Source organism: Synechococcus sp. A15-24 (assembly GCF_014280195.1).
GTDB lineage: Bacteria > Cyanobacteriota > Cyanobacteriia > PCC-6307 > Cyanobiaceae > Parasynechococcus.
In genome coordinates, this window is sequence record NZ_CP047960.1 from 1,851,641 (window position 1) to 1,873,582 (window position 21,942).

Genomic DNA, 21,942 nt, shown 5'->3' on the forward strand with positions numbered 1-21,942 from the left:
CGAACGCGCTCCGGTTAGGAAATAGTTACCCACATCAGGCTCACCTTCGTCAATCCACCGTTGCCTGGTCAGGGGGGGAACACACGCAATCGGCATTGTTCGGCCTGGCCGAAGACATCACTACGCAGCCGGTAACGCTCCACAAGATCGGCCTGCATCCGGCGCACCCGCTCGGATCGCGGCAATAGTTCCACGGGCCGGCCCTGCGGCATCACCACCTGCTCCACGGCCAACCGACACTCCTCGAGGCCCGCCAGTTCGTCGTCCTGGCCGTCCCCGGAAACGGGACCTGGCTCCTCCTGATCCATGCCCTCGCGCCGACTGAGCAACCGTTCCAGCGCACGCTCCACCTGGGGCAGTGTGTCGGCCTTGATCACCAGGATCGGCACCTTCAGCTCACGGGCCTGCCGCCGCAGCGACGGCTGACGCCCCAGTCCCTGACGGATGCTCAACACCACATCCGCATCGGAGAGATCCTCCACCACCTGCACGGGCCATCCATGGCGCCGGGTCGACTCGTCCACCAGTTGCGGTGTGATCCCGCAACAGAGCACCTGGAGGTCGTCGCTGGCGGGATCGACCTCCTCCTCTGGGTCGGGTAACGGTGGTTCAGCGGGCGGTGGCATCGGCACAGCCGCCAAAGCAGGCCGACTCTGCAGCCCAGGCTGTGCCAGCAGGCGAGGACGCCGCTCGTCCGGTGGATCCACCAACCGAACAGCGCCGTCGGCTGCCAGCTCCCGCTCCTGGATCCGGGGCGGGAGGCCGCGCAGCAACTGGTCCACCGTGGAGGCCACATCCGTATGCACCGCCCAGCGCTGACGACTGTGCATCTCCACCGCCACGGGGAACGTGGGCTCGGCAGCGCGCTCGAGCACCGTCTTCTGACTGCGCCGTCGCCGGGCTTCATCGTCCCCGAGGGTCACCGATTGAATGCCGCCCACGAGATCGCTGAGTGTGGGGTTCTTGATCAGATTGGCCAGGGCATTGCCATGGGCCGTGGCCACCAGCATCACGCCCCGTTCGGCAATCGTGCGGGCCGCCTGGGCCTCCAGCTCCGTCCCGATCTCGTCGATGACGATGACCTCGGGCATGTGGTTCTCCACCGCCTCGATCATCACCTGATGCTGGTGTTCAGGCCTGGCCACCTGCATCCGACGGGCCCGACCGATGGCGGGATGGGGGATGTCGCCGTCACCGGCGATTTCGTTGCTGGTGTCGATCACCACGACCCGTCGTTGCAGGTCATCCGCCAGCACGCGCGCAATCTCACGCAAGGCGGTGGTCTTTCCGACGCCTGGGCGCCCCATCAGCAGCAGGGACTGACCTCCATCCAGCAAATCCCGAACCAGGGCCACGGTGCCGAAGACCGCACGACCGACCCTGCAGGTCAGGCCGACCACATCCCCCCGGCGATTGCGGATGGCGCTGATCCGATGCAGGGTCCGCTCGATTCCGGCGCGATTGTCTGCACCGAAACAACCCAGCCGAGCCACCATGGCGTCTAGGTCGTCGCGGGTGAGGGCAACCTCACCAAGGGCCACCGCCTGGCCGGGGTAACGCGCCTCAGGGACACGTCCCAGATCCAGCACCACCTCGAGCAGCTGGTCCCGGCGCTCTGGCGGGCGAAGAGCGTCACGCACCGGATCGGGGAGCAGAGCCAACAACCGCTCGAGATCGTCTGTGATCCGTTGTGTGGTCATCACGGCATCCCCCGGACCCGCTTCTAGCAGGGGCGTTCCATCCCTGGCCGTCGCCGCCATGGCTCCACCAAAGAGCGGGCCAGGTTCAGCCCAGCCCGCCAGCCCTCGGGCCAGTGACGCAGAGACGTGCCCTGGGCCTGCGCCTCGTGAATCAAGGGCATCAGCAGACGACGAGCCATCCCCCCGAAGGCGACGCCTGCAGGGCGCTCCTCAGGCCGCAACAGCTGCACTGTGCTGGCATTGGTGCCGCCGGCCAGCTGCAGCGGTCCGGGCGGCGCCAGCGGCTGCATCCTGCGCCACAGCTGCACCGCGACCCGGGCCGCTCCGGCTCCCACATCACCACTCATCGGGCGTCCATCCAGCTGCCAGAGCGGGCTGAATCCCCAACGGCGCAGGCTGCTGTGTCGTTGCCACAGCTCCTGGCCAAGGGCAGCGGGAGTCAGCGCATGGCCCTCCAACCCGCAACTGACGGCCAAACGCTGCAGCGGCACTCCGGCGACGGCCAGCTGCGCCAACAGGGTGTCAAAGGCCTCACTCCGTCCCGGAGCGGTGTGTACTTCCACCGCATCGGGGCGCATCGACGCCAGCAGCTCAGCGATCGCGTCGGAGCTGAGGCGGTGGTCACGCTCTTCGATCAGACCGAGCGGACAGCTGGGTAGACAGCGACCACAGCCATAGCAAAGGCGCTTATCCACCGCTCCCACCGCTGCGATCGCCTCCGCAGGGCAGGCCCGCTGGCACGGTCGCGGACAGTCGGCCGGACAACGGGCGGGATCAAACCAAGCCTTGCGGAAATGGGCGTCACGGCCATCGCTGACGCTCACCATCAGCCAAGGCCGTGCCATGCCGAGCTGGTCGAGCCACTGCAAGCCCTGACGAGCTGCTCTCACCACGGCCGAATCAGCGGCAACATCAACGCAATCAATGCCTGCTGCTCCGTACACAGCACAGAGATCCGCTATCGCAGGCAGGTCCTGGTTGCTGGCACCACAGATCAACTTGACCCAGTGGCCACGACGCAGAGCGTCGTGAGGACTCAGCTGGCCAGCAGGCCGCTCATCGGCTGCCATCGCAGGCTCCTGGCTCCACCCATCTCCACGATGATGCGCAGGCGTGGTTCGCGACTGCAGAGATCGCAGAGAGAGCGCAGTTCTGATTGCGAGAGCACTTGCCCCTCAAGAAGCCAAAGCGCCACCTGGGCGTCACCATCGAGCAGATCACCCAGCTGCGGCACCACCTCCTGGACCTCACCGACAGCAGCACCACGACCGACGCTTTGATGTCCCAGATGTGGGGGACGGATGCCGTGCTTCTGCGTCAGGAACACCTCCGGATCGCCCAGGCCACGGGCTGACCAGAGTCGAGTGCGATAGCCGGCACCGCGCAACCGTCGCAACAACCTGGTTTCGGCACCGCCTTCCAAAGGCGCATGAACGGCCAGACAACCATGGGCTTCGAGATCACGGCGGAATGTCCGGCCGGTGAGAAGCAGAGGCATGGCTGCAGGATGGCTGGTCGAGAGTCTGGCAGCCAAAGGCAAGAGCAGGGAAGGGAGGTCTGACGCTGCTGTATGTTCTTTGTTTGTTCTGCGTTTCTGTGCCCGTCCGCTAGCCGGGCCTCCAGTCGGCAGAACAGACCCCGCGATTGCGCAGGGTCCTCAGGCCAGTGCGGGTCCTCCGATCCGCCGGGAAACTTCCAGAGCACCTCGTGCACAGGTCAGTCCCAGCCTCGCTGAATCGACCGCTAGCCCCATTCGAGAGACGTTCCTTCCAGGATTCTTCGCTCGAACCACGTCTGCGTCCAACCGATCAGCAAACCACGCCCCATCCGGGTCACCGGGTGGTGCTAGTCCCGCTGGCGCTTCCTCCCCACTCATGTCAATTGGCATTCTCGGGAAGAAGCTGGGCATGTCCCAGTTCTTCGACGAGCAGGGCAGAGCCGTCCCCGTCACCTTGATCGAGGCCGGTCCCTGCCGCATCACCCAACTCAAAAGCAGCGACATCGATGGCTACGCCGCGGTGCAGATCGGCTTTGGCGACACCCGCGAAAAGCTGATCAACAAGCCTGCCAAGGGTCACCTCAACAAAACCGGTGAAACACTCCTCCGCCACCTGCGTGAATACCGCGTTGATGGCCTGGACGGTTTCGAATTGGGCGGATCGATCACCGTCGGTGATTTCGAAGCCGGCCAGAAGGTTGATGTCAGCGGTGACACGATCGGCCGTGGTTTCTCCGGTTATCAGAAACGCCACGGTTTCAGCCGTGGACCGATGACCCACGGTTCCAAGAACCACCGCGAGCCCGGTTCGATCGGACCCGGCACCACACCTGGTCGCATCTACCCCGGCAAGCGCATGGCCGGTCGCTACGGCGGCAAGAAGATCACCACCCGCGGCCTGACCATCCTCAAGGTGGACAGCGAGCGCAACCTGCTTGTGGTGAAAGGGTCGGTCCCCGGCAAGCCGGGCGCCCTGCTGAACATCCGACCCGCCCTGCGGGTGGGTGCCAAGCCCGCCAAAGGAGGACAGTGATGGCTGACTGCGTGATTCGCGACTGGCAGGGGAAGGAAGCCGGCAAGGCGACCCTCGATCTGAAAGTGGCCAAGGAGACCACGGCCAACGACCTGATGCACCGTGCGGTTCTGCGCCAGCAGGCCCACGCCCGTCAGGGAACCGCTTCCACCCTCACCCGATCCGAGGTGCGTGGTGGTGGCCGCAAGCCTTACAAGCAGAAGGGAACCGGCCGAGCCCGTCAGGGTTCGATCCGCACACCTCTGCGCCCCGGCGGCGGCATCGTCTTCGGGCCGAAGCCCCGCACTTACAACCTTGCGATGAACCGCAAGGAACGTCGTCTGGCCCTGCGCACCGCGCTGATGGCCCGCGTTGAAGACGTGACGGTGGTGAAGGACTTCGGCACGAGCCTCGAAGCCCCCAAGACCAAGGAGATCACGGACGCCCTCGGCCGGCTTGGCATCGCTGCCGACGCCAAGGTGCTGATTGTGCTCACCGAGCCTTCCGATGTGGTGCGCCGCTCCGTGCGCAACCTCGAAAAGGTGAAGCTGATCGCCGCCAATCAGCTCAACGTCTTCGATCTACTCCACGCCAACGCCTTGGTGCTCGGCGAGGACGCCCTTGCAACCATCCAGGAGGTCTACGGCGATGACTGAGCGTTTCCAGGGCCGCCTGGCTGACGTGATCCGTCGGCCGCTGATCACCGAGAAGGCCACCCGGGCCCTCGAGTTCAACCAGTACACCTTCGAGGTGGACCACCGCGCCGCAAAACCCGACATCAAGGCCGCCATCGAGCAGCTCTTCGATGTGAAGGTGACCGGCATCAGCACCATGAATCCCCCCCGTCGCACGCGTCGGATGGGTCGCTTCGCCGGCAAACGAGCCCAGGTGAAGAAAGCCGTGGTGCGCCTGGCGGAGGGCAACTCGATCCAACTCTTCCCTGAGTCCTGAGGGGTCTGAATCGTCATGGCAATCCGTAACTTCCGCCCCTACACCCCCGGTACCAGAACCCGGGTGGTCACCGACTTCAGTGAGGTCACCGGCCGCAAGCCGGAACGGTCCCTGGTGGTGTCCAAACACCGCCGCAAGGGCCGCAACAACCGTGGTGTGATCACCTGCCGCCATCGCGGTGGCGGTCACAAGCGGCTGTACCGCGTGGTGGACTTCCGCCGTAACAAGCACGGCATCACCGCCAAGGTGGCTGCCATCCACTACGACCCCCATCGCAACGCCCGTCTGGCGCTGCTCTTCTACGCCGACGGCGAGAAGCGTTACATCCTTGCTCCGGCAGGGGTTCAGGTGGGTCAGACCGTGGTCTCCGGACCCGACGCCCCGATCGAGAACGGCAACGCCATGCCGCTGTCGGCCGTGCCCCTGGGTTCCAGCGTTCACTGCGTTGAGCTCTATGCCGGCCGCGGTGGCCAGATGGTCCGCACCGCCGGTGCCAGCGCTCAGGTGATGGCCAAAGAAGGCGACTACGTCGCCCTCAAGCTGCCTTCCACCGAGGTGCGCCTGATCCGCCGTGAGTGCTACGCCACCCTCGGTGAAGTGGGCAACTCTGAAGTCCGCAACACCAGCCTTGGCAAGGCCGGTCGCCGCCGCTGGCTGGGGCGTCGTCCCCAGGTTCGAGGCAGTGTGATGAACCCCTGCGACCACCCCCACGGTGGTGGTGAGGGTCGGGCACCGATTGGCCGCTCCGGCCCGGTGACCCCTTGGGGCAAACCCGCCCTCGGTCTCAAGACCCGCAAGCGGAACAAGCCCAGCAACCGATACGTGCTCCGGAAGCGTCGCAAGACCTCCAAGCGGAGCCGTGGCGGACGCGATTCCTGATGCCAACCATCGTTTTGCCGCTTGCTTAAACCGCTATGGGACGTTCACTCAAAAAAGGTCCGTTTATTGCCGACAGCCTGCTTCGCAAGGTTGAAAAGCAGAACGACACCGACGACAAGTCCGTGATCAAGACCTGGTCTCGAGCCTCCACGATCCTGCCGATGATGATCGGCCACACAATTGCCGTTCACAACGGCAAGTCCCACGTGCCGGTGTTCATCACCGAGCAGATGGTGGGTCACAAGCTGGGGGAGTTCGCTCCCACCCGCACCTTCAAGGGCCACATCAAAGACAAGAAAGGAGGCCGCTGACGCCATGACCACGTCATCCACCACGGCCCCGATTGCACAGGCCCACGGACGCTTCATCCGGGGCTCCGTGTCGAAGGTGCGCCGTGTTCTCGATCAGATCCGAGGTCGCACCTACCGCGACGCCCTGGTCATGCTCGAGTTCATGCCGTATCGCTCCACCGGACCGATCACCAAGGTGCTCCGGTCCGCTGTGGCCAATGCCGAGCACAACCTGGGTCTTGATCCCGCCTCTCTGGTGATCTCCAGTGCCAGTGCCGACATGGGACCGTCCATGAAGCGCTACCGCCCCCGGGCTCAGGGTCGCGCTTTCCAGATCAAGAAGCAGACCTGCCACATCAGCATTGCTGTGGCGGCTCAGCCCGATTCCTGACCCCCGAGGACTCTGACCCAATGGGACACAAGATCAACCCAACCGGTCTGCGCCTGGGGATCACCCAGGAACACCGGTCTCGCTGGTACGCCTCCAGCAAGAGTTATCCGGCCCTCCTTCAGGAGGACGATCGGATTCGCAAGTTCATTCACAAGAAATACGGTTCTGCTGGCATCAGCGATGTGCTGATCGCCCGCAAGGCCGATCAGCTCGAGGTGGAGCTCAAAACCGCACGCCCCGGCGTGCTGGTGGGCCGCCAGGGCAGCGGAATCGAGGAACTCCGTTCCGGAATCCAGAAGACGGTCGGCGATCGGAACCGCCAGGTTCGGATCAATGTCGTCGAAGTGGAGCGCGTCGACGGTGACGCCTTCCTGCTGGCTGAGTACATCGCCCAGCAACTGGAAAAACGTGTGGCGTTCCGCCGCACCATCCGCATGGCCGTCCAGCGCGCCCAACGCGCTGGTGTTCTCGGCCTGAAGATCCAGGTGTCCGGCCGCCTCAACGGCGCCGAGATCGCCCGGACCGAGTGGACCCGAGAAGGTCGCGTTCCCCTGCACACCCTGCGGGCTGACATCGATTACGCCACCAAGGTGGCCAGCACGACCTACGGCGTGCTGGGCATCAAGGTGTGGGTCTTCAAGGGTGAAGTGCTGGGCGACGAAGCCCCGCAGATGCCGGTGGGGGCTTCCCCTCGCCGTCGGGCCAGCCGTCGGCCCCAACAGTTCGAAGACCGCTCCAACGAGGGTTGAACAGGAGGCCTGAACCATGCTGAGTCCAAAACGCGTCAAATTCCGGAAAATGCAGCGAGGCCGCATGCGCGGCGTCGCCACCCGGGGCAACACCATCGCCTTCGGTGAATTCGCACTGCAGGCCCAGGAATGCGGCTGGATCACCTCGCGCCAGATCGAGGCCAGCCGTCGCGCCATGACCCGCTACGTCAAGCGTGGCGGCAAGATCTGGATCCGGATCTTCCCGGACAAATCGATCACCATGCGCGCCGCCGAAACCCGGATGGGTTCCGGTAAGGGCAACCCGGAATTCTGGGTGGCAGTGATCAAGCCAGGTCGCATCCTCTTTGAGATGGGCGGTGCCGAAATCACCCCCGAAATCGCCAAGGAGGCCATGCGTCTGGCGCAGTACAAGCTGCCCGTGAAGACCAAGTTCATCGCTCTTGATGAACAGCAGAAGCAATCGGCTGCGGAAGCGCCGGCTGCTGCTGAAGCCGTCAACGTGGAGTCCTGACCATGGCCCGTCCCAACGCCGCTGAGGTCCGCCAGCTGTCCGATGCGGACATAACTGAACAGATCGATGGTCTTCGCCGCGAACTGTTTCAGCTCCGCTTCCAGCAGGCCACCCGCCAGCTGGCCAACACGCACCGTTTCAAAGAGGTCCGCATCAAGCTGGCCCAGCTGATGACGGTGCAATCGGAGCGTCAGCGCTCCGCCGCGTCCTGATCCCCCTCTCTGTACCCATGGCAGTCAAGGAAAGGGTCGGCACCGTCGTCAGCGACAAGATGGAAAAAACGGTGGTGGTGGCGGTGGAAAGCCGCTTCCCCCATCCCATCTATCAAAAGACGGTCAGCCGCACCACCCGTTACAAAGCCCACGACGAAGACAACTCCTGTCGCGTCGGAGACCGTGTTCGCATCACGGAAACCCGTCCGATGAGCCGGCACAAGCGCTGGACCATCGCCGAGGTCCTGAGCCACAGCCCGAAAGCTGACAAATCAGCCGAGAGCGCTGCTCCAGCACCTGAGGCTGCGGCCAAGGAGGTGAGCGAATGATCCAGCAGGAGAGCTATCTGAGCGTCGCCGACAACAGCGGCGCCAAGCGCATCCAGTGCATCCGTGTGCTGGGCACCAACCGTCGCTACGCCCACGTGGGCGATGTGATCGTTGCCGCCGTGAAGGACGCCATGCCCAACATGGGCGTGAAGAAGTCCGATGTGGTGAAAGCCGTGGTGGTTCGCACCAAGGCAACCCTTCGCCGCGACACCGGCAACTCCATCCGGTTCGACGACAACGCAGCGGTGATCATCAACGCTGACAACAACCCCAAAGGCACCCGCGTCTTCGGACCGGTGGCCCGTGAATTGCGCGAGCGCAACTTCACGAAAATCGTGTCCCTCGCTCCGGAGGTGATCTGACCATGGCCACCGCAACCAGCAAGGCCAAGCCCAGCGATCGCATCAAGATGCGCATCCGCAAAGGCGACACCGTTCAGGTGATCGCCGGCAAGGACAAGGGCAAGACCGGCGAGGTGCTGCGCACCCTGCCCAACGAGAACCGCGTGATCGTGGAAGGCGTCAACATGCGCACCCGCCACGAGAAGCCCACCCAGGAAGGTGAGACCGGACGCATCGTCAATGAGGAAGCATCCCTGCATGCCTCCAACGTGATGCTCTATTCCACCGCCAAGAAGGTGGCCAGCCGCGTCGAGATCGTCGTCGAAAAGGACGGCAGCAAGAAGCGCAAGCTCAAGAAAACCGGTGAAGTCCTCGACTGAACCCGACTTCTGACCAAGCCCAGAAGCACCCCACATCCCCCATGTCACTCAAGAAGCGCTATAGGGAGACCATTCAGCCCAAGCTGCAGAAGGATCTCTCCCTCACCAACATCCACGAAGTCCCCAAGGTGGTGAAAGTCACCGTCAACCGGGGCCTCGGCGAAGCCGCCGCCAACGCCAAGTCCCTTGAGGCCTCGGTGAACGAGCTGGCACAGATCACCGGCCAGAAAGTGGTCGTCACCCGTGCCAAGAAGGCAATCGCCGCCTTCAAAATTCGCCAGGGCATGCCGATCGGTTGTGCCGTCACCCTGCGCGGTGACCGGATGTATGCGTTCCTGGAGCGCCTGATCAACCTGGCGCTGCCCCGCATCCGCGACTTCCGCGGGGTGAGCCCGAAGAGCTTTGACGGGCGCGGCAACTACACCCTGGGGGTGCGGGAGCAGATCATTTTTCCTGAGATCTCCTTCGACAAGATCGATGCCATCCGTGGCATGGACATCACCATCGTGACCACCGCCCGTTCAGACGAAGAGGGCCGGGCCCTCCTCCGCGAGATGGGAATGCCGTTCCAGAGCAACTGAGCCCTCCCCGTCGACACCTATGGCCAACCACGACCCAATTTCCGACATGCTCACCCGCATTCGCAATGCGAGTGAGAAGCGTCACGAGACCACCAAGATCCCTGCATCCCGCATGACCCGCAGCATCGCCAAGGTGCTGCAGCAGGAGGGCTTCATCTCCGAGATCAGCGAACAGGGCGAAGGCGTGCGCACCGAACTGGTGCTCTCCCTCAAGTACAGCGGCAAGCACCGGCTGCCCACCATCCGCTCCATGCAGCGGGTGAGCAAGCCAGGTCTGCGCATCTACAAGAACACCCGTGGCCTGCCCAAGGTCCTCGGCGGTCTTGGCGTTGCGATCATCTCCACCTCCAAAGGTGTGATGAGTGATCGCGATGCCCGCCGCGAGGGCGTCGGGGGCGAGGTGCTCTGTTACGTCTACTGATCCGGAGCTCAACCATGTCACGCATCGGCAAAAATCCTGTTCCCGTACCCGACAAGGTGACCGTCTCCCTCGACGGCCTCACCGTGAAGGTCAAGGGACCGAAGGGCGAACTGGAACGCACCCTTCCTGATGGCGTCAGCGTCAGCCAAGACAACAACTGCATCGTGGTGGCTCCATCCACCAGCAAGCGCTTCTCCCGTGAACGCCACGGCCTGTGCCGCACCCTCGTCGCCAACATGATCGAGGGCGTCAACAACGGCTACAGCAAGAGCCTCGAAATCGTGGGCGTGGGTTCGAGGGCCCAGGTCAAAGGCAAGACCCTCGTGGTCAGCGCCGGCTACAGCCACCCCGTTGAAATGGAGCCACCTGAGGGCATCACCTTCAAGGTGGAAAACAACACCAAGGTGATCGTCTCCGGAATCGACAAGGAACTGGTGGGCAACGAGGCCGCCAAAGTCCGCGCCATCCGCCCGCCCGAGCCCTACAAGGGCAAGGGCATCAAGTACGAAGGCGAGCGCATCATGCGCAAGGCGGGCAAGTCCGGCAAGAAATAAGCCTTGTCCTGACGTTCCTCTCCCTTACCCACCATGTCCAAACTGTCCCGCAAACAGCAGACGCAGAAACGCCACCGGCGCCTGCGTCGCCACCTCACCGGCACCTCCGACCGTCCGCGGCTGGCGGTGTTCCGCTCCAACAATCACATCTACGTCCAGGTCATCGACGACGACGCTCAGAGCACCCTGTGCTCGGCCTCGACCGTTGACAAAGAGCTGCGTGCTGGCCTTGATGCCAACGGCGGCAGCTGTGATGCATCCGTCGCCGTTGGCGAACTGGTCGCCAAGCGCGCCATCGCCAAGGGGATCCAAAGCGTGGTCTTCGACCGTGGCGGCAACCTGTACCACGGCCGGATCAAGGCCTTAGCCGATGCCGCCCGGGAAGCGGGCCTTCAGTTCTGATTCCTGCTTACCCATGACAGATTCCTCCCCCCAGTCCAACCCCAACGCGGTGCCAGGCGCCGCCGATGTCCCCGCAGCCGCGGAGGGCCAGCAACAGGAACAGCGTCGCGGCGGTGGCCGTGGTGAACGTGGTGACCGCCGCGGCGGACGCCGCGGTGATCGACGCAATCAAGAGCGCGACTCCGAATGGCAGGAGCGCGTGGTGCAGATCCGCCGCGTCTCCAAGACCGTCAAGGGCGGCAAGAAGATGAGCTTCCGGGCCATCGTCGTTGTCGGCAACGAGAAAGGACAAGTCGGCGTCGGTGTCGGCAAGGCCGGTGATGTGATCGGTGCTGTCCGCAAGGGCGTCGCCGATGGCAAGAAGCACCTGGTCAAGGTGCCGCTCACCCGTCACAACTCGATCCCGACCCTCTCCAATGGCCGTGACGGTGCCGCCAGCGTGCTGATCCGTCCCGCCGCCCCCGGTACCGGTGTGATTGCGGGCGGCTCGATCCGCACCGTGCTCGAGCTGGCCGGCATCAAGAATGTCCTGGCCAAGCGTCTGGGCAGCAAGACCCCCCTCAACAACGCCCGGGCTGCCATGGTGGCCCTGTCGCTTCTCCGCACCCACAAGGAGACGGCCAAGGAACGGGGAATCTCCCTCGAACAGATCTACTCCTGATTCGCGATGACGACTCTCCGACTCGAATCCCTCAAAGCCAACAAGGGCGCCCGTCGCCGCAAATTGCGCAAGGGCCGCGGCATCGCCGCCGGCCAGGGCGCCAGCTGCGGCTTCGGCATGCGTGGCCAGAAATCCCGCTCCGGCCGTCCCACCCGCCCAGGTTTTGAAGGTGGCCAGATGCCGCTCTACCGCCGGGTGCCGAAGCTCAAGCACTTCCCCCTGGTCAACCCCAAGCACTTCACAGTGCTCAACGTCTCGGCTCTCAACAGCCTCAAGGACGGCAGCACAGTGAACCTGGACTCCCTCGTCAAAGATGGGGTTGTCACCAGTCCGAAGCATCCCCTGAAGATTCTCGGCAACGGTGATCTGACGGCCAAGAAGCTGACTGTTCAGGCCGCTGCCTTCACCGCATCAGCCCGCACCAAAATCGAAGCCGCCGGCGGCAGCTGCGAAACCCTCGACTGATCCGGCCGGGTTCACCGTCCGTCAGCCCTAAGGTCTGAGCCGTCCGCTGGATGTCAATCCACGGGCGGCTTTGCTGCATTCAGCCCACCCCATTCTTCCTGTCCATGCTCGTCAGTCGGGGCCGCAATCCCAACGCCGCCGAAGTCATCAGCCAGCTGATCGGCAACTCGGGCCTGCGCAATCGAGTGCTCACCACCCTGAGCCTGTTACTGCTGGTGCGTCTCGGCATCTACATCCCCATCCCAGGGATCGACCGCGAGGCCTTTGCCAGCTTCATCGAGCAGGGCGGCTCCCTGCTGGGTTTCCTCGACATCTTCACCGGCGGGGGAATCTCGACCCTCGGCGTTTTCGCGCTTGGAATCCTTCCGTTCATCAACGCCTCGATCATCCTGCAGCTCCTGACGGCATCCCTGCCACAGCTGGAGGATCTGCAGAAGAACGAGGGGGAAGCCGGTCGGCGCAAGATTGCCCAGATCACGCGCTACGTCGCCCTGGGCTGGGGCCTGATCCAGAGCGTCGTCTTCGCCATGATCCTGCGCCAGTACGCCCTGGAAGGAATCAGCGAGGTGGTGTTCGTGGTCCAGACCGCGCTGTGTCTGGTCACCGGATCAATGGTGGTGATGTGGCTGAGCGAGGTGATCACCGAACGGGGCATCGGCCAGGGGGCATCGCTGGTGATCTTCTTAAACATTGTGGGAACGCTGCCCCGCACCCTTGGCGCCACGATCGAGGCGGCTCAGACCGGTGACCGCAACACCGTTCTGGGCATCGTCGTGCTGGTGCTGGTCTTCCTTGTCACCATTGTTGGCATCATCTTTGTGCAGGAGGGTGCACGTCGCATCCCCATCGTCAGTGCCAAACGCCAGGTCGGGGGTGCCGGTGTCGGGGTTCTGCCAACCCGTCAGAGCTATCTGCCGTTGAAGCTCAATGCCGGCGGCGTCATGCCAATCATTTTCGCTTCAGCGGTGATCTTCCTCCCCGTCACGATTGCCAATTTCACCAAGAACGAGTGGTTGATCCGGGGAGCCAGCCTGCTGAACCCAGGCGCCGCCAACCCATGGCCCTATGCCTTGGCCTTCTTCGCCTTAATCCTCGGATTCGCTTATTTCTACGCATCACTGACGGTGAACCCGACCGATATCGCCTCCAATTTGAAAAAGGGCGGCGTTGCGATCCCTGGGGTGCGTCCTGGCAGTGCCACTGCCACCTATTTGTCCGGTGTTCAGAATCGGCTCACCCTCCTGGGCGGCCTGTTCTTGGGAAGCGTCGCAATCATCCCCGCAGCGGTGGAGCGCGCCACCAATGTGCAGACCTTCCAGGGCCTGGGTGCCACCTCATTGCTGATCCTCGTGGGTGTGGCCATCGACACCGCCAAACAGGTGCAGACCTACGTGATCTCCCAGCGCTACGAAGGGCTGGTGCGTCAGTGATCAACAGAGGCGGCAAGCCCCTGTTTCCTTTTTCGCTCTCTATTCGCACACACCAATGAAATCCCGTCTCCTCTTCCTTGGCCCCCCTGGAGCAGGAAAGGGCACCCAGGCAGCACGCCTGTGCAACGCCAACGGCATGAGCCATCTCTCCACCGGTGATTTGTTGCGATCGGAGGTCGTAGCCGGCACAGCCCTGGGCCAGGAGGCCGAAGCGGTGATGAACCGTGGGGAACTGGTCAGCGATGCCCTGGTGCTTGCGATCGTGGAAAGCCAGTTGAAGGGATTGTCCAGCGGAGGCTGGCTCCTGGACGGGTTTCCCCGCACCGTGCCTCAGGCCGATGCCCTCGAACCGCTGCTCGACGAACTCAAGCAACCGATTGAAGCCGTGGTGCTGCTTGAGCTGGACGATGCCGTGCTGATCGAGCGTCTGCTCGCCCGTGGCCGCGACGACGACAATGAAGCGGTCATCCGCAATCGCCTGGAGGTCTACCGAGAGAAGACCTCACCCCTGATCAGCTTCTATCGGGACAAAGGCCTGCTGGTGTCGGTTGAAGCGAACGGCTCCGTGGAGGAGATCACCGAGCGGATTACCAATGTGCTGAGTTGACCCGCGTGGTAGGATTGCTGTTTGGAAATTTGGAGAGCCACGCCTCATGAAGGTGCGCGCTTCAGTCAAGAAAATGTGCGACAAGTGCCGGGTGATCCGTCGCCACGGCCGGGTCATGGTGATCTGCACCAACCCGAAGCACAAGCAGCGCCAGGGCTGACAACCAGCCCACGTCAGACCTGAACGGATCTTCGAATCCCTGCTTCCGGCCTGCACTGCATCAATCACCGCCTCCACTGCAATGGAGGCCTTTGTCCCTCTCATTTGAATCTTCGTGGCACGGATCGCCGGCGTTGACATTCCCCGCGACAAGCGGATTGAAGTGTCCCTCACTTACATCTATGGAGTCGGCCCGACACGGGCTCGCACCATCCTGGCTCAGACCGGTGTGAACCCCGACGTCCGGGTCAAGGATCTTGAGGACGGTGACCTTCAGAAACTGCGCAACGCCGCCGACGAGTTCACCCTCGAGGGCGATCTGCGCCGGCAGGAGGGCATGGCCCTGAAGCGTCTGCAGGACATCGGCTGCGTGCGCGGACGTCGTCATCGCATGAGCCTGCCTGTGCGTGGCCAGCGCACACGGACCAATGCCCGCACCCGTCGTGGCGCGCGCAAGACAGTGGCCGGCAAGAAGAAGTAAGCCCCCCCTCGTCCTTTACACGACCGTTCCCGGCCCATGGCCAAACCCGCCAAGAAAACAGGCCCCAAGAAGGCCAAACGCAACGTCCCGAACGGCGTTGCCCACATCCAAAGCACCTTCAACAACACGATCGTGTCGATCACCGACACGTCTGGCGAAGTCATCTCCTGGTCATCCGCTGGTGCCAGCGGCTTCAAGGGTGCCCGCAAAGGCACACCCTTCGCTGCCCAGACGGCGGCAGAAGCAGCGGCACGTCGAGCACTTGATCAAGGCATGCGCCAGATCGAGGTGCTGGTGAAGGGGCCTGGATCCGGTCGTGAGACCGCAATTCGAGCCTTGCAGGTGGCTGGTCTTGAGATCACCCTGATCAGAGACGTCACTCCGCTGCCCCACAACGGTTGCCGGCGGCCCAAGCGCCGTCGCGTCTGAATCGCATCATTTCCCGGTTTACGCCCCCTACCCCGCATCAGACCGTGCTGCAATACCAGATTGACCGCATCGAGCATCAGGTGGAAGAGGATCGCTCCCAAAGTGGGGTGTTCCTCATCGGTCCCCTTGAGCGGGGTCAGGCGACCACCCTGGGCAACGCCCTGCGACGTGTCCTGATGGGCGGCCTCGAAGGCAGTGCCGTCACCGCCATTCGGATCGCTGGTGTCAACCACGAGTACGCCACCGTCCCCGGTGTGCGTGAGGACGTTCTCGACATACTTCTCAACTGCAAGGAGCTCTCCGTCAACAGCCGGTCGTCTGAGCTGGAGATCGGTCGTCTTGTGGTGGCTGGTCCCGCTGAAGTGACCGCCAACGATCTGCAGTTCTCCTCCCAGGTGGATGTGGTGGACGGCAACCGTCCCATCGCCACCGTGGCCGACGGTTACAGCCTCGAGCTTGAGGTCCACGTGGAACGCGGCGTGGGCTACCGACCGGTGGATCGCCACAGCGAGGACATCAGCGCCATCGACCTGCTTCAGATCGATGCGGTATTCATGCCGGTGATCCGGGTGAATTTCACCATCGATGAAACCGCCGTTGCCGAGGGTGGATCCGCCCGAGAGCGTCTGCGCATGGAGATTGTCACGGACGGCTCCATCACCCCCGATGACGCTCTGGCTCAATCAGCCAACTACCTGATCGAGTTGTTCCAACCTCTCGCCACGGTGACCCTCGTGGAGGAGCCGGGGATCGAACCCGAGCCTTCTGCAGAAGCTCAGATCCCGCTGGAGGAACTCAACCTCTCCGTGCGGGCTTACAACTGCCTCAAGCGTGCCCAAGTCAACTCCGTGTCCGACCTGATGGGTTTCAGCTACGAGGACCTGCTGGAGATCAAAAACTTCGGCTCCAAATCAGCCGACGAGGTGATCGAAGCCCTCGAACGCATCGGCATCTCCATCCCCCAGAGCCGCACCTCTGCCTGAGATCGGCCTGCCTAACAACTTTCCCGACATCCGTCTCCGACAGAACCATGCGTCACCAATGCCGAGTTCCCCAGCTGGGTCGCCCCGCTGACCAGCGCAAGGCGATGCTGCGCGCACTGACAACCCAGCTGATTCGAGAAGGTCGGGTGACCACCACCAAGGCCCGTGCCAAGGCCCTGCGTGACGAGGCTGAGCGGATGATCACCCTCGCCAAGGACGGCAGCCTCGCGTCCCGTCGTCGCGCCCTTGGCTACATCTATGACAAGCAGTTGGTGCACGCCCTGTTCGACAAGGCCCCCGACCGCTACAGCGACCGCAAGGGTGGTTATACCCGCATTACCCGCACCGTCCCCCGTCGTGGTGACAACGCCGAGATGGCGATCATCGAACTGGTCTGATTTCTATCCCCTGCGTCAGTTCTGACGTTTGAGCTCCGAACCCTCGTCTGCAGCCCCTGAGTCCTCGGTCCCTTGCCGGATCGCCCTCAGCCTGCAGTACGAGGGTTCCGCCTTTTGCGGGTGGCAGCGTCAACGCAACGGCCACAGTGTGCAGGCCCAGCTGGAGACGGCGATCGAGCAGCTGGATCCATACCGCCCGATCCAGACCTTCGCCGCGGGACGAACCGATGCCGGCGTCCACGCAGCCGGCCAGGTGGTGCATTTCGACTGTGGGGACAGGATCCCCCCCGCCAAATGGGCACTGGCCCTGAACGGACGGCTGCCATCCACGATCCGGGTGAGGGAGTCAGTGCTGCGGCCCAAGGATTGGCATGCCTGCTACTCGGCCACCTACCGGCGCTATCGCTACACCATTCACAACGGGCGGCGACCCAACCTGTTCCTCGCCCCCTGGAGCTGGCACCGCTACCAACTCCGGCTGGATGAGTCCCGCATGCGGGATGCCCTCAACGGCATGCTCGGGCTTCACGACTTCAGTGCTTTCATGCGGGCCGGAAGCCGTCGGGCCCATGCCAGAACCACGGTTCAGGAGGTGGAGCTGGTGCGCCAGGGCGACATGGTGCGGGTTGAGATCCAGGCCAGTGGTTTCCTTTACGGCATGGTTCGCCTGCTGATGGCTCAGCTGGTGGCGGTAGGCGAACACCGTCTATCCGTCGGGGATTTCGAGCAGCGCTGGCGTCAACGACGACGCCACGAGGTCCGTGAAGCAGCTCCAGGCCATGGGCTATGTCTGCTCAGGGCTGGCTATGAGCAGGAGATCTTCACCAGAGCTGGCTGGTACAATTGTCAACCGTTGTTTTTTCTGGCGGAGAGTGATCCCCCACCGGATCCTCCGCCTCTGCCGGAAGCAAGCGGATCTGAACTCTGAATGCAGCTCTTCTCATTGGGAGAAGGGTCCTGTCAAAGAGTAAGCTCGATCTTTGAGCTCCCGTCAGGTCCTCCTCTGGACCAGACCATCCCTGACCAGCTTGGCCATCTCGGCTGAGCAATTCCGAACCGGCATGCCGGCGCGATGAACAAGACCTCCCTTCCTCAAATTGATTCTCTCGAACGCCAGTGGTATCTGGTGGACGCTGAGAACAAGACTCTCGGGCGCCTGGCCACCGAGGTTGCCGCTGTTCTGCGCGGCAAGAACAACCCGAGCTTCACCCCCCACCTGGACACCGGCGATTTCGTCGTGGTGGTGAATGCCGAAAAGATCCGGGTGAGCGGCAGCAAGGCCACCCAGAAGCTGTATCGCCGTCACTCCGGTCGCCCCGGCGGCATGAAGACCGAAACCTTCGAAGCGCTGCAGGACCGCATCCCCGAGCGGATCGTTGAAAAGGCGATCAAAGGCATGCTTCCCCACAACGCCCTGGGCCGTCAGATGTTCCGCAAGCTCAAGGTGTACAAAGGCAGCGAGCATCCTCATGCCGCCCAGAAGCCTCAGCCTCTTCAGCTCAACCCCTCTGCATCCGCACAATGAGCAGCAATTCCGTCGTCTACTGGGGCACTGGTCGCCGCAAGACCTCCGTCGCCCGTGTGCGCCTCGTCCCCGGCAACGGCACGATCACCATCAACGGTCGTCCCGGTGACAACTATCTGAACTACAACCCCGCCTACATCGCAGCGGTGAAAGCTCCCCTCGAGACCCTTGGTCTTGGCGCGGAGTACGACATCCTGGTGAATGTCCAAGGCGGCGGACTCACCGGTCAGTCCGGAGCCATCAAGCAAGGCGCAGCTCGCGCTCTGTGTGAGTTGTCGGCTGATAACCGCAAGCCTCTCAAGACCGAAGGCCATCTGAGCCGCGACCCGCGCGCCAAGGAACGCCGCAAGTACGGTCTCAAGAAAGCTCGTAAGGCTCCTCAGTTCTCCAAGCGCTGATTTTCATCCCATGCCCAAGCCCGATATTCACCCCACCTGGTATCCCGACGCCAAGGTGATCTGCAACGGCGAAGTCGTGATGACCACCGGCTCCACCCAGCCGGAGATCCACGTCGATGTCTGGAGTGGAAACCACCCCTTCTTCACCGGAACCCAGAAGATTCTCGACACCGAGGGTCGCGTAGATCGCTTCATGAAGAAGTACGGCATGGGCAAGAAGAAGTCCGGCGACAAAGCCAAGGCCGAGGCCAAGGCGGACGCCAAATCCTGACGTAGGCGCGGGGCATGGACGCCTCGACCCTTGTCGCGCGGCTTGAGGCCGCCACAGCCAGCTTCCGCAACCTCGAGCGGCAGCTGGCTGATCCCGATGTGGCTGCGGATCCCACTCGGCTGGAAAAAATCGCCCGTGAACGGGCACGGCTCGAGCCATTGGTGCTCGACTTCGAAGAGCTGCAGGGTCTTGAAGAGGAACAGCAACAATCTCGCGAGCTGCTGAAGGAAAGCCGCGGCGATGCCGCGATGGAGGAGCTGGCCCAAGAGGATTTAGCCAGCCTCAATCAACGCCACGCCGAGCTCACCGAAAAACTCACGGTGGCCCTGCTGCCCCGCGACCCCCGCGATGAACGCAGCGTCATGTTGGAGATCAGAGCCGGGGCCGGTGGCGATGAAGCCTGCATCTGGGCCGGCGATCTGGCGCGCATGTACGAGCGCTACAGCCAGAAGCTCGGCTGGAACGTGCAACCCATCAGCAGCAATGAAGCCGATCTGGGGGGGTTCCGGGAACTGATCCTGTCGGTGAAAGGCGACAGCGTGTTCAGTCAGCTCAAGTTCGAAGCCGGTGTGCATCGGGTGCAGCGGGTTCCCGCCACCGAATCCCAGGGTCGGGTCCACACCTCCACAGCCACGGTGGCCGTGATGCCGGAAGCCGATGCGGTGGAGGTGCAGCTGGATCCCAAGGATCTGGAGATCAGCACCGCCCGTTCTGGTGGCGCCGGTGGTCAGAACGTCAACAAGGTGGAAACCGCCGTGGACCTGCTGCACAAACCCAGCGGCATCCGTGTGTTCTGCACCCAGGAGCGCTCTCAGCTGCAGAACCGGGAACGGGCTCTGGAAATCCTGCGAGCGAAACTCCTGGAACAGGAGCAACGGGAGGCGGCGGCCCGGGAAAGCAGCGACCGACGCGCCCAGGTGGGCAGCGGTGATCGCAGCGAAAAAATCCGCACCTACAACTACAAAGACAACCGCACCACCGATCACCGGCTGGGCAGAAACTTTTCACTGGATCCGGTGCTGGATGGCCAGCTTGAGGATCTGATCGGCGCCTGCATCGCAGAAGAGCAGCGGCAGAAACTAGAGGCCCTCAGCCAACAGAACGAGGACTGACGTGCAGCTCAGGCTCCGATCACGTACTTAGCCCATTCGCTGTGACGGCCGGAATGGATCTGGCGGGTGGCTTCAAAACTGAGGCTGCTCAAAGGACGCCGCGGCACCCGCATCAGCGGCATGTCCGCCTCCTTCGGGGTGCGATTGCCCTTGCGCACATTGCAGCTCAGACAGGCGGTGGTCACGTTTTCCCATGTGTCAACACCACCGCGGCTGCGAGGCACCACATGGTCGATTGACAGCGGTTCGTTGCGGCAGCCGCAGTACTGACAGCTGTGGTTATCGCGATGGAACAGGTTGCGTCGGGTCAGAGGCAACTGCCGAAAGGGCACCCGGACGAACTGGCGCAAACGAATGACCGTCGGGAGGTGGGTACCACGCCGGATCTCTCGGGTGGAATCCTGCTCGAGACTCTCAGCCTTGCCCTTGAGCATCATCACCATGGCGCGGCGCCAGGTGGTGATGTTCAGCGGCTCGTAGGACGCATTGAGAACGAGAACCTGGCCCATGCCAGCTCCCTGAATACAGGCCATGCTATCGATTCCACCAAGCCCCCCTTGGTAACGCTGAGCACCAAAGCCCCATGTCGGAGCTAAGTCCACGCCAGCGCGCCTGGGTGGAGGTCTCCCCCACGGCCATTGAGGCCAACTGCCGACTGCTGTGCCGTCGACTTGCCCCCGGCTGCCAGCTGATGGCCGTGGTGAAAGCCGACGGCTATGGCCACGGCGCCGTGACCGTGGCAACGGCCGCCCTACGTGGCGGGGCATCCAGCCTTGGCGTGGCCACCCTTCAGGAAGGCCTGGAACTGCGGGATGCAGGCATCGAGGCGCCGGTGCTGATCCTCAGCGCCTTGCCCAACTCGGAGGATCTCCGCCACTGCCTGGAGCGGCGGCTGATGCCGACCCTGAGCAGCCTGGATGAAGCGAACACGGCCGCGGCGGTGGCTGCTTGGCGAGGAACCGAGCGCTTTCCTGTGCAGCTGAAACTCGATACAGGGATGGCCAGGCTTGGTAGCGAATGGCAGGAGGGCGCCCAGCTGGTGCAGTCCATCCGCGCCCTGCCGCAGCTGGACCTGGTGGGGCTCTACAGCCATCTCGCCTGTGCAGATGAGCCTGAGGACCAGTTCACCCACGTGCAGCTGCAGCGCTTTGGATCCGTCATTGAAGCCCTGCCGGATGGGGGCCGCGGCCTGTGCTGTCATCTGGCCAATTCCGCCGGCACCCTGCAGGATCCCCGCTTCCATCTGGACATGGTGCGCGTTGGTCTCGCCCTTTACGGACAATCCCCAGCAGAACACCTCGGCCAGGATCTGGCTCTGCAGCCCGCCTTGGCGGTGAAGGCACGCGTCAGCCTGATCCGGGAGGTGCCGAGCGGTAGCGGCGTCAGCTACGGCCATCGGTTTGTCACCAGCCGTCCGTCGCGCCTGGCAGTGATCGCCATTGGATATGCCGACGGCGTGGTCCGCGCCCTCAGCGGCCGCATCGACGTCCTGCATCGTGGTCGCCGGCTGCCGCAGGTGGGCAACATCACCATGGACCAGATCATCGTCGACGCCACAGATGTCGAGGACCTGACGGTGGGTGACAGTGTCACGCTGCTGGGGGAGGACGGAGGTGACCGCATCAGTCCTCAGGACTGGAGCACTCGCTGCGGCTCCATCCCCTGGGAAATTCTCTGTGGTTTTAAGCACCGCCTGCCGCGGGTCGAGATCTGACCGACCGTCCAACGCTTGGTACTCTTGTGTGGCCACTGGAGAGGTGGCTGAGTGGTTGAAAGCGGCTCCCTGCTAAGGAGTTACAGGAGGCAACTTCTGTCGAGGGTTCGAATCCCTCCCTCTCCG

35 protein-coding genes and 1 tRNA gene are annotated in these 21,942 nt (G+C 63.3%); 32 read left to right on the forward strand and 4 right to left on the reverse strand.

What is annotated here, in order from left to right; all coding sequences use genetic code 11:
• Positions 1-68 precede the first annotated feature (68 nt).
• The 3 genes from SynA1524_RS10550 to SynA1524_RS10560 are packed head-to-tail and all read right to left on the reverse strand — an operon-like array spanning position 69 to position 3,198.
• Positions 69-1,700 (reverse strand): AAA ATPase domain-containing protein, encoded by a 1,632-nt coding sequence (locus SynA1524_RS10550; RefSeq protein WP_186499619.1) that lies wholly within the window; start codon positions 1,698-1,700, stop codon positions 69-71.
• Between the two features lie 23 nt (positions 1,701-1,723).
• A complete protein-coding gene (locus tag SynA1524_RS10555; RefSeq protein ID WP_186497704.1) occupies positions 1,724-2,770 on the reverse strand; it encodes a Light dependent period protein LdpA domain-containing protein in 1,047 nt (348 codons plus the stop codon).
• Positions 2,737-3,198 carry an NAD(P)H-quinone oxidoreductase subunit N gene (locus SynA1524_RS10560; protein ID WP_011128924.1) on the reverse strand — a complete coding sequence of 154 codons (462 nt, stop codon included), beginning with the start codon at positions 3,196-3,198 and terminating at the stop codon, positions 2,737-2,739. The genes SynA1524_RS10555 and SynA1524_RS10560 overlap by 34 nt, the downstream gene beginning before the upstream one ends.
• Positions 3,199-3,574: 376 nt before the next feature.
• Between SynA1524_RS10560 and rplC the strand changes: the two genes are divergently transcribed.
• The 30 genes from rplC to prfA all read left to right on the forward strand — a co-directional run bounded on the left by rplC (position 3,575) and on the right by prfA (position 20,102).
• Positions 3,575-4,231 (forward strand): 50S ribosomal protein L3, encoded by a 657-nt coding sequence (gene rplC, locus SynA1524_RS10565; RefSeq protein ID WP_186497706.1) that lies wholly within the window; start codon positions 3,575-3,577, stop codon positions 4,229-4,231.
• Complete coding sequence (gene rplD, locus SynA1524_RS10570; RefSeq protein WP_011128926.1) at positions 4,231-4,866, forward strand: 50S ribosomal protein L4; 636 nt, start codon at positions 4,231-4,233, stop codon at positions 4,864-4,866. Before rplC ends, rplD begins: the two co-directional genes overlap by 1 nt.
• Positions 4,859-5,161 (forward strand): 50S ribosomal protein L23, encoded by a 303-nt coding sequence (locus SynA1524_RS10575; RefSeq protein ID WP_011128927.1) that lies wholly within the window; start codon positions 4,859-4,861, stop codon positions 5,159-5,161. Before rplD ends, SynA1524_RS10575 begins: the two co-directional genes overlap by 8 nt.
• Before the next feature lie 15 nt (positions 5,162-5,176).
• On the forward strand, positions 5,177-6,040 hold the full coding sequence (gene rplB, locus SynA1524_RS10580) for a 50S ribosomal protein L2 (RefSeq protein WP_186497708.1): 864 nt from the start codon (positions 5,177-5,179) through the stop codon (positions 6,038-6,040).
• A 35-nt stretch (positions 6,041-6,075) separates the two neighbouring features.
• Positions 6,076-6,351: a 30S ribosomal protein S19 gene (gene rpsS, locus SynA1524_RS10585; protein ID WP_011128929.1), complete on the forward strand. Its 276-nt coding sequence runs from the start codon at positions 6,076-6,078 to the stop codon at positions 6,349-6,351.
• A gap of 4 nt (positions 6,352-6,355) precedes the next feature.
• On the forward strand, positions 6,356-6,721 hold the full coding sequence (gene rplV / locus SynA1524_RS10590; RefSeq protein WP_186497716.1) for a 50S ribosomal protein L22: 366 nt from the start codon (positions 6,356-6,358) through the stop codon (positions 6,719-6,721).
• Between the two features lie 20 nt (positions 6,722-6,741).
• Positions 6,742-7,470, forward strand: coding sequence for a 30S ribosomal protein S3 (gene rpsC / locus SynA1524_RS10595; RefSeq protein WP_186497718.1), 729 nt, complete (start codon positions 6,742-6,744; stop codon positions 7,468-7,470).
• Between the two features lie 16 nt (positions 7,471-7,486).
• On the forward strand, positions 7,487-7,963 hold the full coding sequence (rplP, locus tag SynA1524_RS10600; protein ID WP_011128932.1) for a 50S ribosomal protein L16: 477 nt from the start codon (positions 7,487-7,489) through the stop codon (positions 7,961-7,963).
• A 2-nt stretch (positions 7,964-7,965) separates the two neighbouring features.
• On the forward strand, positions 7,966-8,175 hold the full coding sequence (gene rpmC, locus SynA1524_RS10605) for a 50S ribosomal protein L29 (RefSeq protein ID WP_186482159.1): 210 nt from the start codon (positions 7,966-7,968) through the stop codon (positions 8,173-8,175).
• 17 nt (positions 8,176-8,192) lie between these two features.
• Complete coding sequence (gene rpsQ / locus SynA1524_RS10610) at positions 8,193-8,504, forward strand: 30S ribosomal protein S17 (protein ID WP_186497726.1); 312 nt, start codon at positions 8,193-8,195, stop codon at positions 8,502-8,504.
• Complete coding sequence (gene rplN, locus SynA1524_RS10615; RefSeq protein WP_011128935.1) at positions 8,501-8,866, forward strand: 50S ribosomal protein L14; 366 nt, start codon at positions 8,501-8,503, stop codon at positions 8,864-8,866. The genes rpsQ and rplN overlap by 4 nt, the downstream gene beginning before the upstream one ends.
• 2 nt (positions 8,867-8,868) lie before the next feature.
• Positions 8,869-9,225 (forward strand): 50S ribosomal protein L24, encoded by a 357-nt coding sequence (gene rplX / locus SynA1524_RS10620; RefSeq protein ID WP_186482160.1) that lies wholly within the window; start codon positions 8,869-8,871, stop codon positions 9,223-9,225.
• Between the two features lie 41 nt (positions 9,226-9,266).
• On the forward strand, positions 9,267-9,806 hold the full coding sequence (gene rplE, locus SynA1524_RS10625; protein WP_011128937.1) for a 50S ribosomal protein L5: 540 nt from the start codon (positions 9,267-9,269) through the stop codon (positions 9,804-9,806).
• A 19-nt stretch (positions 9,807-9,825) separates the two neighbouring features.
• Entirely contained in the window at positions 9,826-10,227 is a 402-nt protein-coding gene (gene rpsH / locus SynA1524_RS10630; RefSeq protein WP_011128938.1) for a 30S ribosomal protein S8, read from the forward strand.
• A gap of 14 nt (positions 10,228-10,241) precedes the next feature.
• Positions 10,242-10,781: a 50S ribosomal protein L6 gene (gene rplF, locus SynA1524_RS10635; RefSeq protein ID WP_011128939.1), complete on the forward strand. Its 540-nt coding sequence runs from the start codon at positions 10,242-10,244 to the stop codon at positions 10,779-10,781.
• Positions 10,782-10,814: 33 nt separating this feature from the next.
• Positions 10,815-11,183: a 50S ribosomal protein L18 gene (rplR, locus tag SynA1524_RS10640; protein WP_186497728.1), complete on the forward strand. Its 369-nt coding sequence runs from the start codon at positions 10,815-10,817 to the stop codon at positions 11,181-11,183.
• A 13-nt stretch (positions 11,184-11,196) separates the two neighbouring features.
• Positions 11,197-11,844, forward strand: a complete 648-nt coding sequence (rpsE, locus tag SynA1524_RS10645; RefSeq protein ID WP_011128941.1) for a 30S ribosomal protein S5 — start codon at positions 11,197-11,199, stop codon at positions 11,842-11,844.
• Between the two features lie 6 nt (positions 11,845-11,850).
• The gene (gene rplO / locus SynA1524_RS10650) at positions 11,851-12,309 is read left to right on the forward strand and encodes a 50S ribosomal protein L15 (protein ID WP_011128942.1); all 459 of its coding nucleotides are present in this window, start codon (positions 11,851-11,853) and stop codon (positions 12,307-12,309) included.
• A 104-nt stretch (positions 12,310-12,413) separates the two neighbouring features.
• Positions 12,414-13,739: a preprotein translocase subunit SecY gene (gene secY, locus SynA1524_RS10655; protein ID WP_049692887.1), complete on the forward strand. Its 1,326-nt coding sequence runs from the start codon at positions 12,414-12,416 to the stop codon at positions 13,737-13,739.
• 55 nt (positions 13,740-13,794) lie between these two features.
• On the forward strand, positions 13,795-14,346 hold the full coding sequence (locus tag SynA1524_RS10660; protein ID WP_186497730.1) for an adenylate kinase: 552 nt from the start codon (positions 13,795-13,797) through the stop codon (positions 14,344-14,346).
• A 46-nt stretch (positions 14,347-14,392) separates the two neighbouring features.
• Entirely contained in the window at positions 14,393-14,506 is a 114-nt protein-coding gene (gene rpmJ, locus SynA1524_RS10665; protein ID WP_006173336.1) for a 50S ribosomal protein L36, read from the forward strand.
• Positions 14,507-14,620: 114 nt separating this feature from the next.
• Positions 14,621-14,986 (forward strand): 30S ribosomal protein S13, encoded by a 366-nt coding sequence (rpsM, locus tag SynA1524_RS10670; protein WP_186497737.1) that lies wholly within the window; start codon positions 14,621-14,623, stop codon positions 14,984-14,986.
• 36 nt (positions 14,987-15,022) lie between these two features.
• Entirely contained in the window at positions 15,023-15,415 is a 393-nt protein-coding gene (rpsK, locus tag SynA1524_RS10675) for a 30S ribosomal protein S11 (protein WP_011128946.1), read from the forward strand.
• Between the two features lie 44 nt (positions 15,416-15,459).
• The gene (locus SynA1524_RS10680; protein WP_186497739.1) at positions 15,460-16,398 is read left to right on the forward strand and encodes a DNA-directed RNA polymerase subunit alpha; all 939 of its coding nucleotides are present in this window, start codon (positions 15,460-15,462) and stop codon (positions 16,396-16,398) included.
• A 47-nt stretch (positions 16,399-16,445) separates the two neighbouring features.
• Entirely contained in the window at positions 16,446-16,796 is a 351-nt protein-coding gene (rplQ, locus tag SynA1524_RS10685; protein WP_011128948.1) for a 50S ribosomal protein L17, read from the forward strand.
• A 28-nt stretch (positions 16,797-16,824) separates the two neighbouring features.
• On the forward strand, positions 16,825-17,724 hold the full coding sequence (gene truA, locus SynA1524_RS10690; protein ID WP_186497741.1) for a tRNA pseudouridine(38-40) synthase TruA: 900 nt from the start codon (positions 16,825-16,827) through the stop codon (positions 17,722-17,724).
• Positions 17,725-17,868: 144 nt separating this feature from the next.
• Positions 17,869-18,321 (forward strand): 50S ribosomal protein L13, encoded by a 453-nt coding sequence (gene rplM / locus SynA1524_RS10695; RefSeq protein ID WP_186497743.1) that lies wholly within the window; start codon positions 17,869-17,871, stop codon positions 18,319-18,321.
• Complete coding sequence (gene rpsI, locus SynA1524_RS10700) at positions 18,318-18,719, forward strand: 30S ribosomal protein S9 (RefSeq protein ID WP_186497745.1); 402 nt, start codon at positions 18,318-18,320, stop codon at positions 18,717-18,719. Before rplM ends, rpsI begins: the two co-directional genes overlap by 4 nt.
• Positions 18,720-18,729: 10 nt before the next feature.
• Positions 18,730-18,990 carry a 50S ribosomal protein L31 gene (rpmE, locus tag SynA1524_RS10705; RefSeq protein WP_186497749.1) on the forward strand — a complete coding sequence of 87 codons (261 nt, stop codon included), beginning with the start codon at positions 18,730-18,732 and terminating at the stop codon, positions 18,988-18,990.
• A 14-nt stretch (positions 18,991-19,004) separates the two neighbouring features.
• A complete protein-coding gene (gene prfA, locus SynA1524_RS10710) occupies positions 19,005-20,102 on the forward strand; it encodes a peptide chain release factor 1 (protein ID WP_186497751.1) in 1,098 nt (365 codons plus the stop codon).
• 8 nt (positions 20,103-20,110) lie between these two features.
• Here prfA and SynA1524_RS10715 read toward each other — a convergent pair whose 3' ends face one another.
• The gene (locus SynA1524_RS10715) at positions 20,111-20,611 is read right to left on the reverse strand and encodes an HNH endonuclease (protein WP_186497753.1); all 501 of its coding nucleotides are present in this window, start codon (positions 20,609-20,611) and stop codon (positions 20,111-20,113) included.
• A 74-nt stretch (positions 20,612-20,685) separates the two neighbouring features.
• Here SynA1524_RS10715 and alr point away from each other — a divergent pair, with 74 nt between their 5' ends.
• Entirely contained in the window at positions 20,686-21,816 is a 1,131-nt protein-coding gene (gene alr / locus SynA1524_RS10720) for an alanine racemase (RefSeq protein WP_186497755.1), read from the forward strand.
• A gap of 37 nt (positions 21,817-21,853) precedes the next feature.
• Positions 21,854-21,942: transfer RNA gene (locus SynA1524_RS10725), tRNA-Ser, on the forward strand.

Bases quoted from the DNA above. Each gene is read 5' to 3' on its own strand.
- SynA1524_RS10550 (WP_186499619.1), bottom strand. From the start codon at position 1,700: ATGACCACACAACGGATCACAGACGATCTCGAGCGGTTGTTGGCTCTG.
- SynA1524_RS10555 (WP_186497704.1), bottom strand. From the start codon at position 2,770: ATGGCAGCCGATGAGCGGCCTGCTGGCCAGCTGAGTCCTCACGACGCT.
- SynA1524_RS10560 (WP_011128924.1), bottom strand. From the start codon at position 3,198: ATGCCTCTGCTTCTCACCGGCCGGACATTCCGCCGTGATCTCGAAGCC.
- rplC (WP_186497706.1), top strand. From the start codon at position 3,575: ATGTCAATTGGCATTCTCGGGAAGAAGCTGGGCATGTCCCAGTTCTTC.
- rplD (WP_011128926.1), top strand. From the start codon at position 4,231: ATGGCTGACTGCGTGATTCGCGACTGGCAGGGGAAGGAAGCCGGCAAG.
- SynA1524_RS10575 (WP_011128927.1), top strand. From the start codon at position 4,859: ATGACTGAGCGTTTCCAGGGCCGCCTGGCTGACGTGATCCGTCGGCCG.
- rplB (WP_186497708.1), top strand. From the start codon at position 5,177: ATGGCAATCCGTAACTTCCGCCCCTACACCCCCGGTACCAGAACCCGG.
- rpsS (WP_011128929.1), top strand. From the start codon at position 6,076: ATGGGACGTTCACTCAAAAAAGGTCCGTTTATTGCCGACAGCCTGCTT.
- rplV (WP_186497716.1), top strand. From the start codon at position 6,356: ATGACCACGTCATCCACCACGGCCCCGATTGCACAGGCCCACGGACGC.
- rpsC (WP_186497718.1), top strand. From the start codon at position 6,742: ATGGGACACAAGATCAACCCAACCGGTCTGCGCCTGGGGATCACCCAG.
- rplP (WP_011128932.1), top strand. From the start codon at position 7,487: ATGCTGAGTCCAAAACGCGTCAAATTCCGGAAAATGCAGCGAGGCCGC.
- rpmC (WP_186482159.1), top strand. From the start codon at position 7,966: ATGGCCCGTCCCAACGCCGCTGAGGTCCGCCAGCTGTCCGATGCGGAC.
- rpsQ (WP_186497726.1), top strand. From the start codon at position 8,193: ATGGCAGTCAAGGAAAGGGTCGGCACCGTCGTCAGCGACAAGATGGAA.
- rplN (WP_011128935.1), top strand. From the start codon at position 8,501: ATGATCCAGCAGGAGAGCTATCTGAGCGTCGCCGACAACAGCGGCGCC.
- rplX (WP_186482160.1), top strand. From the start codon at position 8,869: ATGGCCACCGCAACCAGCAAGGCCAAGCCCAGCGATCGCATCAAGATG.
- rplE (WP_011128937.1), top strand. From the start codon at position 9,267: ATGTCACTCAAGAAGCGCTATAGGGAGACCATTCAGCCCAAGCTGCAG.
- rpsH (WP_011128938.1), top strand. From the start codon at position 9,826: ATGGCCAACCACGACCCAATTTCCGACATGCTCACCCGCATTCGCAAT.
- rplF (WP_011128939.1), top strand. From the start codon at position 10,242: ATGTCACGCATCGGCAAAAATCCTGTTCCCGTACCCGACAAGGTGACC.
- rplR (WP_186497728.1), top strand. From the start codon at position 10,815: ATGTCCAAACTGTCCCGCAAACAGCAGACGCAGAAACGCCACCGGCGC.
- rpsE (WP_011128941.1), top strand. From the start codon at position 11,197: ATGACAGATTCCTCCCCCCAGTCCAACCCCAACGCGGTGCCAGGCGCC.
- rplO (WP_011128942.1), top strand. From the start codon at position 11,851: ATGACGACTCTCCGACTCGAATCCCTCAAAGCCAACAAGGGCGCCCGT.
- secY (WP_049692887.1), top strand. From the start codon at position 12,414: ATGCTCGTCAGTCGGGGCCGCAATCCCAACGCCGCCGAAGTCATCAGC.
- SynA1524_RS10660 (WP_186497730.1), top strand. From the start codon at position 13,795: ATGAAATCCCGTCTCCTCTTCCTTGGCCCCCCTGGAGCAGGAAAGGGC.
- rpmJ (WP_006173336.1), top strand. From the start codon at position 14,393: ATGAAGGTGCGCGCTTCAGTCAAGAAAATGTGCGACAAGTGCCGGGTG.
- rpsK (WP_011128946.1), top strand. From the start codon at position 15,023: ATGGCCAAACCCGCCAAGAAAACAGGCCCCAAGAAGGCCAAACGCAAC.
- rplQ (WP_011128948.1), top strand. From the start codon at position 16,446: ATGCGTCACCAATGCCGAGTTCCCCAGCTGGGTCGCCCCGCTGACCAG.
- rplM (WP_186497743.1), top strand. From the start codon at position 17,869: ATGAACAAGACCTCCCTTCCTCAAATTGATTCTCTCGAACGCCAGTGG.
- rpsI (WP_186497745.1), top strand. From the start codon at position 18,318: ATGAGCAGCAATTCCGTCGTCTACTGGGGCACTGGTCGCCGCAAGACC.
- rpmE (WP_186497749.1), top strand. From the start codon at position 18,730: ATGCCCAAGCCCGATATTCACCCCACCTGGTATCCCGACGCCAAGGTG.
- prfA (WP_186497751.1), top strand. From the start codon at position 19,005: ATGGACGCCTCGACCCTTGTCGCGCGGCTTGAGGCCGCCACAGCCAGC.
- SynA1524_RS10715 (WP_186497753.1), bottom strand. From the start codon at position 20,611: ATGGGCCAGGTTCTCGTTCTCAATGCGTCCTACGAGCCGCTGAACATC.
- alr (WP_186497755.1), top strand. From the start codon at position 20,686: ATGTCGGAGCTAAGTCCACGCCAGCGCGCCTGGGTGGAGGTCTCCCCC.